This window comes from Oceanicaulis sp. UBA2681 (assembly GCF_002354675.1).
GTDB classification, from domain to species: Bacteria; Pseudomonadota; Alphaproteobacteria; order Caulobacterales; family Maricaulaceae; genus Oceanicaulis; species Oceanicaulis alexandrii.
In genome coordinates, this window is record NZ_DEMB01000006.1 from 30,035 (window position 1) to 43,886 (window position 13,852).

General features: G+C 62.3%; 15 protein-coding genes and 1 pseudogene. 5 read left to right on the forward strand and 11 right to left on the reverse strand.

What is annotated here, in order from left to right; all coding sequences use genetic code 11:
• A pseudogene (locus B3M53_RS04320) lies at positions 1 to 228 on the forward strand (ribonuclease D); the annotation flags it as partial.
• Between the two features lie 290 nt (positions 229 to 518).
• Here the strand turns inward: B3M53_RS04320 and B3M53_RS04325 are convergent.
• The 9 genes from B3M53_RS04325 to B3M53_RS04365 form a co-directional block, all read right to left on the reverse strand.
• Positions 519 to 2,051 (reverse strand): acyl-CoA carboxylase subunit beta, encoded by a 1,533-nt coding sequence (locus B3M53_RS04325; protein WP_273019890.1) that lies wholly within the window; start codon positions 2,049 to 2,051, stop codon positions 519 to 521.
• Positions 2,052 to 2,206: 155 nt separating this feature from the next.
• Positions 2,207 to 4,516 carry a methyl-accepting chemotaxis protein gene (locus B3M53_RS04330; protein ID WP_273019888.1) on the reverse strand — a complete coding sequence of 770 codons (2,310 nt, stop codon included), beginning with the start codon at positions 4,514 to 4,516 and terminating at the stop codon, positions 2,207 to 2,209.
• A gap of 4 nt (positions 4,517 to 4,520) precedes the next feature.
• Positions 4,521 to 4,889 carry a response regulator transcription factor gene (locus B3M53_RS04335; protein ID WP_022699697.1) on the reverse strand — a complete coding sequence of 123 codons (369 nt, stop codon included), beginning with the start codon at positions 4,887 to 4,889 and terminating at the stop codon, positions 4,521 to 4,523.
• A gap of 9 nt (positions 4,890 to 4,898) precedes the next feature.
• Positions 4,899 to 6,008 (reverse strand): ATP-binding protein, encoded by a 1,110-nt coding sequence (locus tag B3M53_RS04340; RefSeq protein ID WP_022699698.1) that lies wholly within the window; start codon positions 6,006 to 6,008, stop codon positions 4,899 to 4,901.
• A 107-nt stretch (positions 6,009 to 6,115) separates the two neighbouring features.
• Positions 6,116 to 6,856, reverse strand: coding sequence for an ATP12 family chaperone protein (locus B3M53_RS04345; protein ID WP_273019886.1), 741 nt, complete (start codon positions 6,854 to 6,856; stop codon positions 6,116 to 6,118).
• Entirely contained in the window at positions 6,853 to 7,542 is a 690-nt protein-coding gene (locus B3M53_RS04350; RefSeq protein WP_273019885.1) for an HAD-IA family hydrolase, read from the reverse strand. Before B3M53_RS04350 ends, B3M53_RS04345 begins: the two co-directional genes overlap by 4 nt.
• Positions 7,539 to 8,516: an RluA family pseudouridine synthase gene (locus tag B3M53_RS04355; RefSeq protein WP_022699701.1), complete on the reverse strand. Its 978-nt coding sequence runs from the start codon at positions 8,514 to 8,516 to the stop codon at positions 7,539 to 7,541. The genes B3M53_RS04350 and B3M53_RS04355 overlap by 4 nt, the downstream gene beginning before the upstream one ends.
• Positions 8,513 to 8,899, reverse strand: a complete 387-nt coding sequence (gene crcB, locus B3M53_RS04360) for a fluoride efflux transporter CrcB (RefSeq protein WP_022699702.1) — start codon at positions 8,897 to 8,899, stop codon at positions 8,513 to 8,515. The genes B3M53_RS04355 and crcB overlap by 4 nt, the downstream gene beginning before the upstream one ends.
• Before the next feature lie 78 nt (positions 8,900 to 8,977).
• A complete protein-coding gene (locus tag B3M53_RS04365) occupies positions 8,978 to 10,294 on the reverse strand; it encodes a replication-associated recombination protein A (protein WP_273019883.1) in 1,317 nt (438 codons plus the stop codon).
• A gap of 63 nt (positions 10,295 to 10,357) precedes the next feature.
• On the opposite strand from B3M53_RS04365, the gene B3M53_RS04370 reads away from it, so the two are divergent.
• Positions 10,358 to 10,774: a VOC family protein gene (locus B3M53_RS04370; protein WP_022699704.1), complete on the forward strand. Its 417-nt coding sequence runs from the start codon at positions 10,358 to 10,360 to the stop codon at positions 10,772 to 10,774.
• A gap of 6 nt (positions 10,775 to 10,780) precedes the next feature.
• Here the strand turns inward: B3M53_RS04370 and B3M53_RS04375 are convergent, their stop codons facing one another.
• Positions 10,781 to 10,984, reverse strand: coding sequence for a hypothetical protein (locus tag B3M53_RS04375; RefSeq protein WP_273019881.1), 204 nt, complete (start codon positions 10,982 to 10,984; stop codon positions 10,781 to 10,783).
• Between the two features lie 106 nt (positions 10,985 to 11,090).
• On the opposite strand from B3M53_RS04375, the gene B3M53_RS04380 reads away from it, so the two are divergent.
• On the forward strand, positions 11,091 to 11,465 hold the full coding sequence (locus tag B3M53_RS04380; protein WP_022699706.1) for a 6-pyruvoyl trahydropterin synthase family protein: 375 nt from the start codon (positions 11,091 to 11,093) through the stop codon (positions 11,463 to 11,465).
• A 101-nt stretch (positions 11,466 to 11,566) separates the two neighbouring features.
• Here B3M53_RS04380 and B3M53_RS04385 read toward each other — a convergent pair whose 3' ends face one another.
• The gene (locus B3M53_RS04385) at positions 11,567 to 12,334 is read right to left on the reverse strand and encodes an SDR family oxidoreductase (protein ID WP_273019879.1); all 768 of its coding nucleotides are present in this window, start codon (positions 12,332 to 12,334) and stop codon (positions 11,567 to 11,569) included.
• A gap of 96 nt (positions 12,335 to 12,430) precedes the next feature.
• On the opposite strand from B3M53_RS04385, the gene folB reads away from it, so the two are divergent.
• Positions 12,431 to 12,844 carry a dihydroneopterin aldolase gene (folB, locus tag B3M53_RS04390; RefSeq protein WP_160091553.1) on the forward strand — a complete coding sequence of 138 codons (414 nt, stop codon included), beginning with the start codon at positions 12,431 to 12,433 and terminating at the stop codon, positions 12,842 to 12,844.
• A gap of 31 nt (positions 12,845 to 12,875) precedes the next feature.
• Positions 12,876 to 13,852: excinuclease ABC subunit UvrC (gene uvrC, locus B3M53_RS04395; RefSeq protein WP_286799681.1), on the forward strand; the 977-nt coding region annotated here is incomplete at its 3' end.

Genomic DNA, 13,852 nt, shown 5'->3' on the forward strand with positions numbered 1-13,852 from the left:
ATCCTGAAAGTCTTCCTCAAGGTCGTCTCCGAGCAGGAGGGCGTCGCCAGCCGACTGATCGCCACCGTACCCGATCTTGAAAAGCTCGCCGCCGATGACGAGGCCGACATCCCCGCCCTTAAGGGCTGGCGCCGCGACGTGTTCGGCGCCGAAGCCCTGCGCCTCAAACGCGGCGAGATCGCCCTGGTGCTGGAAAACGGCAAGGTCGAAGCCGTCGAGCTGGAATAGCGGTTTCGCTGTGGGTCCCCGGATCAAGTCCGAGGACCGAGATGTAAAGCCCGGCCCTCTCGGCCTTCGGACTTGATCCGGAGGCCCTTGAGAGGGAGTAGCGCTGCTCGTGGTTGATGTTTCAGCATTTCATACTCCCTCTCTCTCCCGGCGCAGGCCGGGACCCAGAGGGCATCAAGCGCCATACATCCGGCTCTGGATCCCCGCCTGCGCGGGGAAAGAGATCGTTCAAATCCCAAACAAAAAGCCCCGGTCAATGACCGGGGCTTTTCAAACATTCGCGACACACCCTAAAGTGGAATATTGTCGTGCTTTTTCCAGGGATTGGTGAGCTCTTTGCCGCGCAGGGTGCGCAGGGCCTTGATCAGGCGGTGGCGGGTGTTGTGGGGCTGGATCACATCGTCCAGGAAACCGCGTGAGGCGGCGACGAAGGGGTTCGCGAACCGGTCTTCGTATTCCTTGACGTGCTCGGCCATCTTGTCGGCGTCATCCAGATCCTTGCGGTGGATGATCTCGGCGGCGCCCTTGGCGCCCATCACCGCGATCTCGGCGGTCGGCCAGGCATAGTTCACATCGCCGCGCAAATGCTTGGACGCCATCACGTCATAGGCGCCGCCATAGGCCTTGCGGGTGATGACGGTGAGCTTGGGCACGGTGGCCTCTGCATAGGCGAACAACAGTTTCGCGCCATGCTTGATCAGCCCGCCATATTCCTGCTTCGTCCCCGGCAGGAAGCCCGGCACGTCCACAAAGGTGATCAGCGGAATTTCAAACGCATCGCAGAAGCGCACAAAGCGCGCGGCCTTCTTGGAGGCGTCAATGTCGAGAACGCCGGCGAGGCTGAGCGGCTGGTTCGCCACAAAGCCCACGGTCTGGCCCTCCAGTCGGCCAAAGCCCACCACGATATTGGTGGCGTAATCGGGCGCGATCTCGAAGAAATCGCCCTCATCGGCCACTTTGGCGATCAATTCCTTGATGTCATAAGGCTTGTTGGGGTTCGGCGGGACCAGCGTATCCAGGCTGGGCTCGACGCGGTCTGGCGCGTCAAAGACCTCGCGCACGGGCGGGTCTTCACGGTTGGAGGCGGGCAGGAAGTCGATCAGGCGGCGCACCTGGACCAGCGCCTCGATATCGTTCTCGAACGCGCCTTCGGCGACGCCGGATTTCTTGGCGTGAACGGAGGCGCCGCCCAGCTCTTCATGGGTGACGATCTCGTTGGTGACGGTTTTCACCACGTCCGGGCCCGTCACATACATGTAGGAGGTGTCCTTCACCATGAAGATGAAGTCGGTGATGGCGGGCGAATAGACATCGCCGCCCGCGCACGGCCCCATGATGACGGAGATTTGCGGAATGACGCCCGAAGCCAGCGTGTTGCGCTGGAATATCTCGGCATAGCCGCCCAGCGCGTCCACGCCTTCCTGGATACGGGCGCCGCCAGCGTCGAACAGGCCGATGATTGGCGCGCCGTTCTTCAGCGCCGCGTCCTGAACCTTGCAGATCTTGCGAGCGTGAGCGGCGGACAGCGAGCCGCCGAACACCGTGAAATCCTTGGCGAACACATAGACCAGGCGGCCATTGATGGTGCCCGAGCCCGTGACCACGCCGTCGCCGGGGATTTTCTTCTCGGCCATGCCGAACTCGGTGCAGTCATGTTCGACGAACATGTCGAACTCTTCAAAACTGCCCTCGTCCAGAAGCACGTCCAGACGTTCGCGCGCGCTCAGCTTGCCCTTGTCATGCTGGGCCTTGATGCGGGCTTCACCCCCGCCCATGCGGGCCGCTTCACGTTTCGCGTCGAGCTGTTCCAGGACGGCTTTCATCAGCCACACTCCCAAGATTATTATTCATTATGCGCTTGCTAGCACCGGTTCGCGCTCCTGTGCAAATGTGCTGTAAAGCAAGCAAGACCCCGGGGCTCCCACCATCCAGCAGGGCCTCGGGGTCTTGTCTGACCCATTTGTCTCAGGGTTGAGTGTCAGGCTGCGTTGGCGGCCTGTGACAACTCTCCTCCCGGAGCGCGCCGATACTGGTCGAGCACCGAATTCAGATAACGCTCCATGGCGTCCAGGGCGGACCGCTCCATAGAAAGCTGAAGGCGCGTAATCCGCTCGGTGCTGGCTGCAATGCGAACAAAGACAGGCTCATGGTCCGGCAGGGTCAACTGACACCGCGTCCCTGACTCCATGGCGATATTCCCCTCAATCTCCACAATTGCAGGAGAAATCCTCATGATCGTGACCGGTTGCCTTTGCCCCCTCACCTCCAGATGGGCTGCGATATGAACAGGCTGGGGCGCAATGGCGTCACGCGTGCTGCTATCGCCGATGCCGTCGAGGAAGCTTCGCACCTCTTCTGAAAGCACGGAGGCCTCTTCGCTAAGGCTGGAGGACGCCGTACGGACTTCCTGAGACGCTTCACGCGCGACCGCGCCGGCCACATTCACTTCTTCGATTTCACTTGTGATTTGTCCTGACTGATCCGCAAGCGCCCCCGCAGAGCGCGCAATTTCGTCTGTGGCGGCGCGCTGCTCTTCAGCGGCTGCAGCAACCGTCTCCGCCACCTCGTCCAGCGCCAGGATCGAGGACTGGATATCTTCCATCGCTTGCGTGGCGGTTGATGAGAGACTGGTGATGGATTTGATCGCATCGCCAATTTCATCCGTGGCCCGGCTCGTCTGTTCGGCCAGGGATTTGACCTCGCTGGCCACCACGGCGAAGCCCTTGCCTGCTTCACCGGCGCGCGCCGCTTCGATGGTCGCGTTAAGGGCCAGAAGATTGGTCTGGTCCGCGATCTCATTGATCAGGGACACAATACTGGACACCTGGTCGATCGCTTCGCCCAGCCGCCCCACATCGGAACCGGCTTCATCAGCCCTGTCTTTCACGGATTTGCTCATCTGGGAGGTGCGCGTCGCCTGTTCCCCGATTTCGGCGACTGAGGCGTTCATCTCCTGAGCGGCCGAGGCGATGGTTTCGATCGCCTGTTGCGCCTGCACCATGGCGCTGGCCACAGAATTCGCCTTGGCGTGAGTCTGGTCGGCGGCCTTTTCCATATTTTGCGCCGTACCGCCCATGGAGGACGAGGATTGGTCAAATCGCTGCATGACCCCGGCCGTGGATTTGCCGAACATCGCCACAAGCTGATCAATCGCATCCTGACGGTGCCGCTGCTCCTGAACCTTCACTAGGCGCTCTTGCTCAAGCTTGACGCGATCCCTGGAGTTTTCCGCCAGCACGAACAACGCTCGCGCCATGGCGCCCATCTCGTCGTGCCGGTCAACACCTGGAACTTCAGTCTCCAGCCGCCCCTCCGCCAGATTGGTCATGGACGCAGTCAACGCAGTGACCGGCGTGACGATCGAGCGAACAAGCACGAAGGCGGCGGCGGCGCCCAGGGCGACCGCAAGCGCAAGAACAAATCCGATCTGGACAAAGGCAGCCGCTTTGGCGGCCACCAGCTCATTCATAGCCATTGTCTTGGAGTGGTTGGCTACTTCCACCATGGCGTTAATGGCGGTCATGGAAGCGGGCACGCGTTGATCAAAAAACGCACTATTGGCGCTTTGCTCTTCAGACATGGCCTGCGCCAGCAAATCCAGCCCCGTGTCGAACCGCTCCAAACCCTCAGGCAAACGCATGGACGGAGCCTCAAGCAAACTCGCCAGACGTGAGGCTTCCTCGATTTCCAACCGGGCGCCCGCCAGGTCGGTTGCGTTCAGATCATCCAAAAAGCGGTTCGCCAGATTGCGAGCTTGAGCGATGTGAAACAGCACAGTCATGACGCCTGGGTCTGTCCCTGAGCCGAGCTGCACCGCTTGAAGGTCCTGCGTCATCCGCTCTCCGGTCTGACGCAATTGCTCCTCAACAATCAGGTTTCGCTCCACACGCTCTCGCGCCATGAGCTCAAAGGCCTGGCGCAGCGCTGCGAGCTCCTCGCCTGCAGACTGCAACGCCGTTCGATAGGCTTCGTCAGGAGCAACATCGAGCGCCTCGGCCTGAGCCTGCTCAACAGCCTCGAACAAAGCCTGGGTCGCGTCAAAACGCGCTTGGGTGTTACGTGCGGCGTACTCCTTCGCCCCCCCGATGAAGTCCGTGGTACGGACTCTCAGCATATCCGCCGCCTCAACTTCCAGAGAGGCGGTCTCGTAATGCTTAAAGGCGGATGTGATCTGGTTCAGGCTGAACAAGGCGCTCGTTGCGATCAGCACAAGGCACAGACCCAAAACCGACAATCCGACGACAATCCGCCGGGAAATCGGCCAGTTTCTCATGATGCTTGCAAGCACGGGATCACTCCTCGCTCAGTGAATTCACAAGTGAGACAAGTTCGCTGTTTTCGAACGGTTTGCGGATCGTCGCGTCCGCAAGGTTCTGACTGGCGGACAGCGCGTCTTCAGCGTCAATCAGGGCGCCGCCGCCGGATATCGCGATCAGCTTTCCCGCCAACCCGCCTGCGCGCAATTGCTCCAGCGTTTCCAGGCCATCCTGTTCCGGCATCAGCATGTCCACGACCGCGATATCGGGTCGGCAGCGCCGCGCAACCTCGATACCGGCGACACCGTCGGCCGCTTCTTCAATCTCGTGCCCGGCACGACTGAGTACACCGGCGATGGATCGCCGCACTCCAGGGACATCGTCAACAATCAAGACCTTGGCCATATCAGACTCCTAAAGATGAGGGGCGTTGGAAGATGGAAACCGTAGTTCAAAACAGGCGCCCTTTGCGCGGGGCAGAAGTCGCACTTGGCCATGAGCTCGCGAGACCAGGTCAAAAACCACATACAGGCCGAGCCCAGCGCCTTTGCCGGCGGCTTTGGTCGTAAAGAAAGGCTCGAAAATCTTGTCCGCGACCTCAGGGCTCACGCCGGGTCCGTCATCCTCAACCGTGAGGACCAGATCGCTCTTGTCTGACTGCAGGCGAAGCGTGACGTCCCCGGCGCTGCCCATCGCATGCGCGGCGTTCAGAATCAGATTCGTCAGGATCTGCTGCAGTCCTGCGCGCGACAGGTCACGTACAGCCAGCTCCTCAGTCGCCTCATTCGTGAAGGTCACCTGGACCGAGCTCGCAAGAGACCGTTTCACAAACGCCAGCGCGTCAGCAATCGCCGGCGCCAGAACCAGCTGCTCGCCGGCCTGAGGCGATGTGCGCGTATATGTGAGAATCTCAGCGACAAGGTCCCGCGCATCACGGGCGCTCTGAACCATCAGGTCCAGATCCGCTCTGGATTGAATCGCATGTTCGGGCAGGTCCTCAGCAACGAGTTCCGGCAAGGAAATCAGCGGCTGGAGCAAATTGTTGATCTCGTGCGCCACACCGCCCGCAAGACGCCCTAGCGCCTCGATCTTTTGACGGTGATGCTCGGCGAGACGGGCGGCGCGAATCTGCGTCACGTCGTGCTGCAACCCGATATAGGCGCGCACCGTTCCGCGTGGCCCGCAGAGCGGCGACAGATGGAGCGCATTCCAGAACGTCTCGCCATTCCTGCGATAATTGAGCAGATCAATACGAAGGGACTCGCCCCGGCGAATGGCGTTTCGCATTGCGCTAATCGCATCAGGGTCTGTATCAGGCCCCTGCAGGAAACGGCAGTTTCGACCGATCACCTCGTCCCGACGATACCCGGTCGTATCCAGAAAAGCCTGATTGACGAAGGTCAAAGGGCCATCTGGATGCGACATGTCGGCTATGGTGATGCTGACTTCGCACGCTTCGATCGCCTGCCCTAAAAGATTGGCGTCTGGAAGATCGACAGGGGGAGAGATCTCAAGATTACGCATGGCGCCCGAACACTCCTTCGGACGCATTTCGCGCGCATAAGATTAACGGTGCGTGCCGCTAGTGATCCCCTGAGGGGAAGCCGCCTGGCTCGCAACAACTTAAGGAATTACACTTCCGCCTCGTCCAGCGCCCGCATCACGGTCTCGCAGGCGATGAGATCGCGCTTGCGATTGGCGGCGGCCAGAGCAGCCTCTGAATCCTCGCCCCAGCGTTCGGTCTGGTAGTCGTCATCCACGCGCGCAGCGGTCCAGACGGCTTCGGCGTCCGCCTCCCCTTCCAGCAGTGCAAACGCCAGAATCGCCGAGCCGAGAATTGGCGTGGCGCTGACCAGCGCGGTCAGGCGCAGATCATCCTGGGCCAGCGCGCGCGCCTTCAGCGCCTCGATCGAGCTTTCAGGCTGCTCCAGCGCCAATACGGTCGCGGCCGCGTTGAGCGGTGCGTCCAGAGCGGTTCTCGCCCACTCAAGATACGGATCCCAAAGTTCAGACTGTCGCGCGGCGAGACCGGACTCGTCGGCGCGATGGCTCAAAAGATCGGTGCGGCCGAACTTCGCCACTTCCTCCGCAGCGCCCTCGCGCACGCCTTCGATACGATCGAGCGCCACATGCAGAATGCGCGTGATCGGCATGGTGAAGGGATCGATCACCGTCTCCTGCGCCGACCATTCCGCCGCCAGCGCCTGAGCCAGCGTTTCGGACGGCACTTGCAAGGCGCGCTTGGCGGGGGTTTTCACTGGGCGGCCGTCCAAAAGCACCGACCAGCCGCCCTCGCCGGGCTGAAGGCTGACCTCTTTGTAGAAACGTTTGGGCAATTCGCGGTTTTCCGCCTTGGCTTTCGACATGCTCATGCCGCGCTGTCTCCATGCTCTGCAAAGGCGTCGAGCGCCGCATTGAGGTGTTCAAATTCATCATGGATGGAATGAGCGCCGCCCTCGGCGATCTCGTCATGGGTGTGAAAGCCCCAGGAGACGCCCAGCGCATGGGTTTTCGCCGCGCGCGCCATCAGCATGTCCCAGCTGGTGTCGCCGATCATCACGGTGCGCGACGCGTCGACTCCGGTTTCCTTCATCGCGTCCAGCACCATGCGCGGATCGGGCTTGCCCGCCCCGCCATCCACGGTCTGAAGCGTCTGGAAATGCTTGTGAAGGCCATGATGCTCAAACACGATATCCAGCCCGCGCCGCGCCTTGCCCGTGGCGACGCCCAGCAGCCAACCTTCATCGGCCAGGCGTTCCACGGTTTCGCGAGCGCCCTCATAGAGCGGTTCTGAGAAGCCGTCCTGGGCGCGCATCTCCACAAAGGCCTGCTTGTAGAAATTGGCGAGTTCGGGAATGCGTTCGGCGGGATAGTCGGCCGGCGCCAGACGCAGCACGGCTTCGGTCAGCTCCAGCCCCACGATCATACGCACCTTGTCATAGGGGATCTCGCCCAGCCCGGCACGGTCAAAGGCGCGGGTCATGGCGCGGTGGATCACCTCGCGGCTGTCGACCAGCGTGCCGTCCACGTCAAAGACGGCGAGCTTGAGCTCGTTCATGTGAGCGCCTCTTCAACCAGCATCAGATTGTCGTCGGGGTTAAAGCCCAGCGCGTCAAAACTGTCGGCCATATGGCGCGGCAAATCCGCTTCCAGCACCAGAGGCGGCTGACCGTCGCGCGGAATCTCGATCTTGCGCGCATGCAGGTGCAGCTTGCGCGACAGGCCTTCAGGATCGGGATAATCGCACGGGTATTTGCCGTCGCCATAGATGGAATGCCCCAGGGCCTGCATGTGAACGCGCAGCTGGTGGGTGCGCCCCGTCTCAGGCCTCAGCACGACCCAGCTCACACGCTGGCCGGCATTATCGGCCACAGCATAGCGGGTCAGCGCATGCTGGGCGCCCTCTTCGCCATGGTGGGCGCCGACCATCAGCTCACGATCGCCTTCGGTGGACTTCTTGATGAAGCCCTTGATCTCGCCGGCGCGCGGGGTGGGCACGCCCAGACAGACCGCCCAATAGGTCTTTTTCACATCGCGGGTCTGAAACAGGCGCGCCAGCGATTTGGCGCTTTGCGCGGTCTTGGCGACAACCATCACGCCGGATGTGTCTTTATCGAGCCGGTGGACCAGACGCGGTTTCTGATCGCCCTTGCCGAACGCCTGCAGCAGATGATCGAGATGCATCTTGATCTTGGAGCCGCCCTGCGCCGCCAGCCCCGGCGGCTTGTTCAGCGCGATCAGATGCTTGTCCTGATAGATCACCAGAGAACGGGCATAGGCGGCGTCATCGCGATTGATCGCGGGCGCTTCGCTCTGCTCGCCGGGTTCCGGCATGGGCGGAATGCGCACGGACTGGCCCGCGCTCAGGCGCTGACTGCCCTTGGCCCGGCCGCCCTCGACGCGGATCTGGCCCTTGCGCAGCAATTTCTCGATCATGCCATGGCTGACATGGGGGAAATGTTTCTTGAACCAGCGATCGAGACGCATCTCGTCTTCGTCGGCGGTCACGTCTTTGGTCTGAACTCCGCTCATGCGGCAAATACCTTTCGCGCCAGGATGAGCCCGGCGAACACGGCGACCATCGAGGCCATCAGCGTCCCGCCCGCATACATCGCGGCCATTACATAAGTCTTGCGCTCCACCATCACCATGACGTCGAGGGAGAAGGCGCTCATCGTCGTGAACGCGCCCAGGAACCCCACGCCCAGCGCATAGCGCAGCTCAGTGGCGTCCGGCCGCCCGGCCAGCGCCAGCCAGCCCACCAGGCCGCCCAGGAGGAAACAGCCCAGCACATTCACCGTGAAGGTGCCGTACGGCCATTCCGGCCCGATCAGGCGCATTCCCGCCTGATTGACGACATGCCGCGACACCGCGCCCAACGCGCCGCCCAGCGCTATGAGAAGCACATGTTGCATGAGCGAGAGGGTTAGGCGTGTGCACGCGCGGGCGCAAGAGGATCAGGCGGTGGGGAATGAATTATGAGACGGCAGCGCCTAATCCCCGCGTTTCGCGCGGTCGGCGCGCACAGCGCGAAACCGCTCTAGCCGCTCCAGCAGCGCGGCTTCGCGGCCCTGGGGTTTGGGCTCGTAGAAGGTGGGGGGCTTGCCCATTTCGGTCGGGAAATAGTTCTGGCCCGACACGCCGCCCTCCACATCGTGGTCGTACTCATACCCTTGGCCATAGCCCACCTCTTTCATGAGCTTGGTGGGGGCGTTGAGGATATGGGCGGGCGGCATCAGGGAGCCGGTGCCCTTGGCGGTGCGCAGGGCGGCTTTCCAGGCGGAATAGACCGCGTTTGATTTGGGCGCGCAGGCGATGTGAACGACCGCCTGGGCCAGCGCCAGATCGCCTTCGGGACTGCCGAGGAATTCATAGACATCCTTGGCCGCCAGCGCGGCATGTACGGCGCCGGGATCAGCAAGGCCGATCTCCTCATTCGCCATTCTGACGATCCGCCGCGCCAGATAGAGCGGGTCCTCGCCGGCGCTGAGCATCCGCGCCAGCCAGTAGAGGGCGGCGTCCGGGTCTGAGCCGCGCACCGACTTATGAAGCGCAGAGATGAGGTTGTAATGCTCCTCGCGATCCTTGTCGTAGACCGGAGCGCGCTTTTGCAGCACCGAGGACAGGTCCTTGAGATCAAGCGGCGCCTCGGGTTTCAGCGCGATCAGTTCTTCCGCCAGATTGAGCATGTAGCGTCCGTCGCCATCAGCCATGGCGATCAGGCCTTCGCGCGCGTCTTCAGTGAGAGGCAGCGTGGTCCCCTCCTCGTCCTCGGCGCGCCTGAGCAGTTTTTCCAGCGCCTCGGCGTCGAGGCGTTTGAGCACCATCACCTGACAGCGCGACAGCAAAGCGGCGTTCAGCTCGAAACTGGGATTCTCGGTGGTGGCGCCGACAAGGGTGATGATCCCTTCCTCGGCGACCGGCAGGAAGCCGTCCTGCTGGGCGCGGTTGAAGCGGTGTATCTCGTCCACGAACAACAGCGTGCCCCGTCCCGCCTGACGCCGGGCGCGGGCGCGCTCAAAGGCTTTCTTGAGATCGGCGACGCCGGAGAACACCGCCGAGATGGCGTCAAATTCCAGCCCCGCCCGCTCGGCCAGCAGGCGCGCAATGGTGGTCTTGCCAACGCCGGGCGGCCCCCACAGGATCAGCGATGACAAGCGCCCCTGCGCCAGCATGCGGCCCAAAGGACCGTCGGGGCCCAGCACATGGTCCTGGCCGACCACGTCTTCGAGCGTTTGCGGGCGCAGTCGGTCGGCCAACGGACGCGGCGCCTCGGTTTCAAGTCCGGCGGAAGAAAACAGATCACTCATGGCGCGGACTATGGGCTAAGCTGGGGATTGTTCGCAAATGTTCTAGCCAGTGGAGCACGCGTCATGCCCCAAGCGCCCGCCCGCCACTCGGTCGCGCCCTATCTGTCCGTCCGCAACGGCCTTGAGGCGATCAGGTTTTACGAGACCGCCTTCGGCGCCGAAGAAGCCGAACGCTATGAGTTCGAAGGCAAGCTTGGCCATGCCGCCCTGCGCATCAATGGCGGGGTCATCTTCATGGCGGACGAATTTCCCGAACACGAGGCGATGACCGGCAATGTGGCGCCGCCGACGCTGGAGGGCCGCACCACCTTCACCATCAGCCTGCAGGTGGATGATGCGGACGCCTGGCACTTACGCGCCGTTGAGGCCGGATGCATCTCCATCCGGGACGTCACCGATGAATTCTTCGGCCGTCACGGCAAGGTGCGCGACCCGTATGGCCATGTCTGGTCGCTGGTGACGCTGAAGTCGGCGGACTAGAGCGCCTTAAGCGTCCGGGCCCACATTATAGTGATTGCCCACCAGCATGATGGTCAGCAAGCCGCCGGCGATAATGCTGGCGAAGCCGAACCAGGGCTCCCAGTTCAGGGCGTAGGCCAGAGCCAGAACCACGAAGCCCGCCAGAACCGGCAAGGGCCAGAGCGCGAGGGTCAGCTTGGAGATGGGACGGGGCGTCGGGGCGTCGGACATGGGGCGGTCTTTCCAGCAAGACTGCGTCAAACCGCAGTCAAAGGTTCTCTTTTGGGCGTTAGGGCTGTATATGGCCCGGCTTGCTTGAACAAGAAACCCTGATCCCATGGCCGATCTACATCTGGAAATCTCGAAGGACTTCACCTTCGACGCTGCGCACCATTTCGAGCACAAGGACGCCAGCCATCCGTTTTCACGGATGCATGGGCATTCCTTTGCCGGAACCGTGACGCTGACCGGACCTCGTGCGGCCGAAAGCGGCATGGTGCGCGATTTCTGGGAGATCGACGCCGAGATCAACAAGATCCGCGATCAGCTCGACCACCGCCTTCTCAATGATGTGGAAGGCCTCGAACACCCCTCGCTCGAAGCCATCGCCTTCTGGGTGTTCGAACGCCTTGAGAAGACCCTGCCCGGTCTGACCGCCGTCGAGATTCGCCGTCCCAGCTGTGGCGAAAAGGCTGTGGTGCGTCGGGGTTAGGACCTGCCCCCCGTAATGCGCATCGAACCCAGAGGGTTCGCTAGGCCAAAGGCCGCCCGCAGCGAAGCGAGGATCGTCACGCCTTAAGGGCGTGACCCCAATCAAAGCGCCTCGAACACGTCCCGACTGAGCCTTGGGTCAAAATGCTGACCGCCATCCACGCACAGAGTCTGCCCCGAGACGGAGGGCGTGTTCACGAAAAAGCGCAGCGCCGCGACCAGATCCTCCGGCGTCGAGCCTGTCTTGAGCGGCGTGTCGTCATGGACCCGCTCGAACTCGGCTTCGGAATGATGCGCGCTCGGCAGCGTCAGCCCCGGCGCGATGGCGTTCACCCGCACTTTGGGCGACAGCGACTTCGCCAGCATCTCCGTCATGGTTTTCAGCGCGGCTTTTGAGAGCGTGTAAGAAAAATAATCCGCGTTGAGATTAAAGAGCTTGTAATCGAGCACATTGACCACGCAGGCCCGCTCCAGCCCCTGCCCGGCCAGCGCCTTGGTCAAAAGCGCCGGAGACAGGGTATTCGCGGTCATGTGCCGATGAAAACTGTCAGCGCCCAGATCTTCGAGCTGGTCTTGCTCAAACACCGAAGCGGAATTGACCAGCACGCCCACCAGCCCCAGCGCTTCATTGGCGCGGGCGATCAGCCCCGCCGCCTCTTCAGGCTGTGAGAGGTCTGCACCCAGAGCAATCGCCTTCACGCCGCTCTCTGACAACTCGGCCGCCAGCGCTTCTGCCTCGTCTGACGAGCTGTTGTAATGGATGATCACATCATGACCGTCCGCCGCCAGCGCCTCGATGAAAGCGCGGCCCAGACGCTTGGCGCCGCCGGTGACCAGGGCGGCGGGTTTGTCGCAGGTGTGATCGCTCATGATAATCCTATCTGCACTCTGTCAGCCCTCAGCGGTTTGGCGCACGGGCAATCCGGCTTATACCGCTGTCAGAGAGATGGATGTAGAGGCCGCCTTATGAAACTCGACGCTCTGGCTGCACAAAACGCCGCGAACCCGCGCCCCGATTTTGCGGGCGAACGGGTGAGCGTGCGCGTCAACCGCCTGCGCCTTGAGGCGGAAGTGGGCGTGTATGATTCAGAGCGTGGCCGCAAACAGCCCCTGGAAATCAGTCTGGAAGCGGAAGTCGCGCCCGAGGCCACCCACCCCCACGGCGCTTTGGGCGACGCGGTCAATTACGCCGCCATGGCCGAAACCGTGCGCCAGATCGTCGGCGCCGCCCATCATGATCTGCTGGAAGATCTGGCCCAAATCATCGCCGACACCCTGTTCGCCGATCCGCGCGTCAAACGCCTTGATCTGACGCTCGACAAGCTGACGGCGCTGGAGGATGCGCAGAGCGTGGGCGTCAGCCTCAGTCGCTGGCGCTGACGACTCAGTCCTTCGCGCCTATCTTAGGCCCATGGTCAAAGCCAATCGCCCCGACGCTCCGCCGCTAGACAAGACTTCTGACGCTGGCCCCAACCCGGCGCCGAAGGAGTATCGCACCGGTCCGGAGATCATCGCCGACTATGTGAAGAACCTGTCCCAGGGACCGGGCGTCTACCGCATGTATGGCGCGGACGGCGAAGTCCTTTATGTGGGCAAGGCGAAAAAGCTCAAGAACCGGGTGTCGAGCTATGCCAAGTCCGGCGGCCACACCAATCGCATCGCCCTGATGATCTCGCTGACGCGATCCATGGAGTTCGTCCTCACGCGCACCGAGACCGAAGCGCTGCTGCTGGAAGCGAACCTGATCAAGCGCCTGAAACCGCGCTTCAACATCCTGCTGCGCGACGACAAGAGCTTTCCCTACATCCTGATCCGGCGCGAGCATGAGAGCCCGCAGCTGGTCAAGCATCGCGGAGCCCGCAAGGCCAAAGGCGATTATTTCGGCCCCTTCGCCAGCGCCGGCGCGGTCAACAACACGCTGAACACGCTGCAAAAGGCGTTCGGAATCAGGACCTGCACCGACAGCACATATGAGGCTCGCACGCGTCCCTGCATGCTCTACCAGATCAAGCGGTGCGCCGGGCCGTGCGTCGACCTGGTCAGCCCGGCGGACTATGCCGAGCTGGTGCGCGAAGCGAAGGATTTCCTGTCAGGACGCTCCAACGCCCTGCGTCAGCGGCTGCAGGACGAGATGACCGAGGCGTCAGAGACGCTCGATTTCGAGACCGCCGCCAAGCTGCGCGACCGCATCCGCGCCATCGCCGCCGTCACGAGCCAGCAAGACGTCAATCCCGATGGCGTTGAAGAGGCGGACGTGATCGCCCTGCACCAGGAGGGCGGGAAGACCTGCGTGCAGATCTTCTTCTTCCGCGCCGGTCAGAACTGGGGCAATCGCTCCTTGTATCCAAAGCACGAAGCCGATGCCTCCACCGATGAAATCCTCGCCGC

Excerpts from the sequence above, each read along its gene's own strand:
- B3M53_RS04355 (WP_022699701.1), bottom strand. The coding sequence starts at position 8,516 with ATGAGCGGAGTTCAGACCAAAGACGTGACCGCCGACGAAGACGAGATG.
- crcB (WP_022699702.1), bottom strand. The coding sequence starts at position 8,899 with ATGCAACATGTGCTTCTCATAGCGCTGGGCGGCGCGTTGGGCGCGGTG.
- B3M53_RS04325 (WP_273019890.1), bottom strand. The coding sequence starts at position 2,051 with ATGAAAGCCGTCCTGGAACAGCTCGACGCGAAACGTGAAGCGGCCCGC.
- B3M53_RS04370 (WP_022699704.1), top strand. The coding sequence starts at position 10,358 with ATGCCCCAAGCGCCCGCCCGCCACTCGGTCGCGCCCTATCTGTCCGTC.
- B3M53_RS04335 (WP_022699697.1), bottom strand. The coding sequence starts at position 4,889 with ATGGCCAAGGTCTTGATTGTTGACGATGTCCCTGGAGTGCGGCGATCC.
- B3M53_RS04365 (WP_273019883.1), bottom strand. The coding sequence starts at position 10,294 with ATGAGTGATCTGTTTTCTTCCGCCGGACTTGAAACCGAGGCGCCGCGT.
- B3M53_RS04385 (WP_273019879.1), bottom strand. The coding sequence starts at position 12,334 with ATGAGCGATCACACCTGCGACAAACCCGCCGCCCTGGTCACCGGCGGC.
- B3M53_RS04340 (WP_022699698.1), bottom strand. The coding sequence starts at position 6,008 with ATGCGTAATCTTGAGATCTCTCCCCCTGTCGATCTTCCAGACGCCAAT.
- B3M53_RS04345 (WP_273019886.1), bottom strand. The coding sequence starts at position 6,856 with ATGAGCATGTCGAAAGCCAAGGCGGAAAACCGCGAATTGCCCAAACGT.
- B3M53_RS04375 (WP_273019881.1), bottom strand. The coding sequence starts at position 10,984 with ATGTCCGACGCCCCGACGCCCCGTCCCATCTCCAAGCTGACCCTCGCG.
- B3M53_RS04380 (WP_022699706.1), top strand. The coding sequence starts at position 11,091 with ATGGCCGATCTACATCTGGAAATCTCGAAGGACTTCACCTTCGACGCT.
- folB (WP_160091553.1), top strand. The coding sequence starts at position 12,431 with ATGAAACTCGACGCTCTGGCTGCACAAAACGCCGCGAACCCGCGCCCC.
- B3M53_RS04350 (WP_273019885.1), bottom strand. The coding sequence starts at position 7,542 with ATGAACGAGCTCAAGCTCGCCGTCTTTGACGTGGACGGCACGCTGGTC.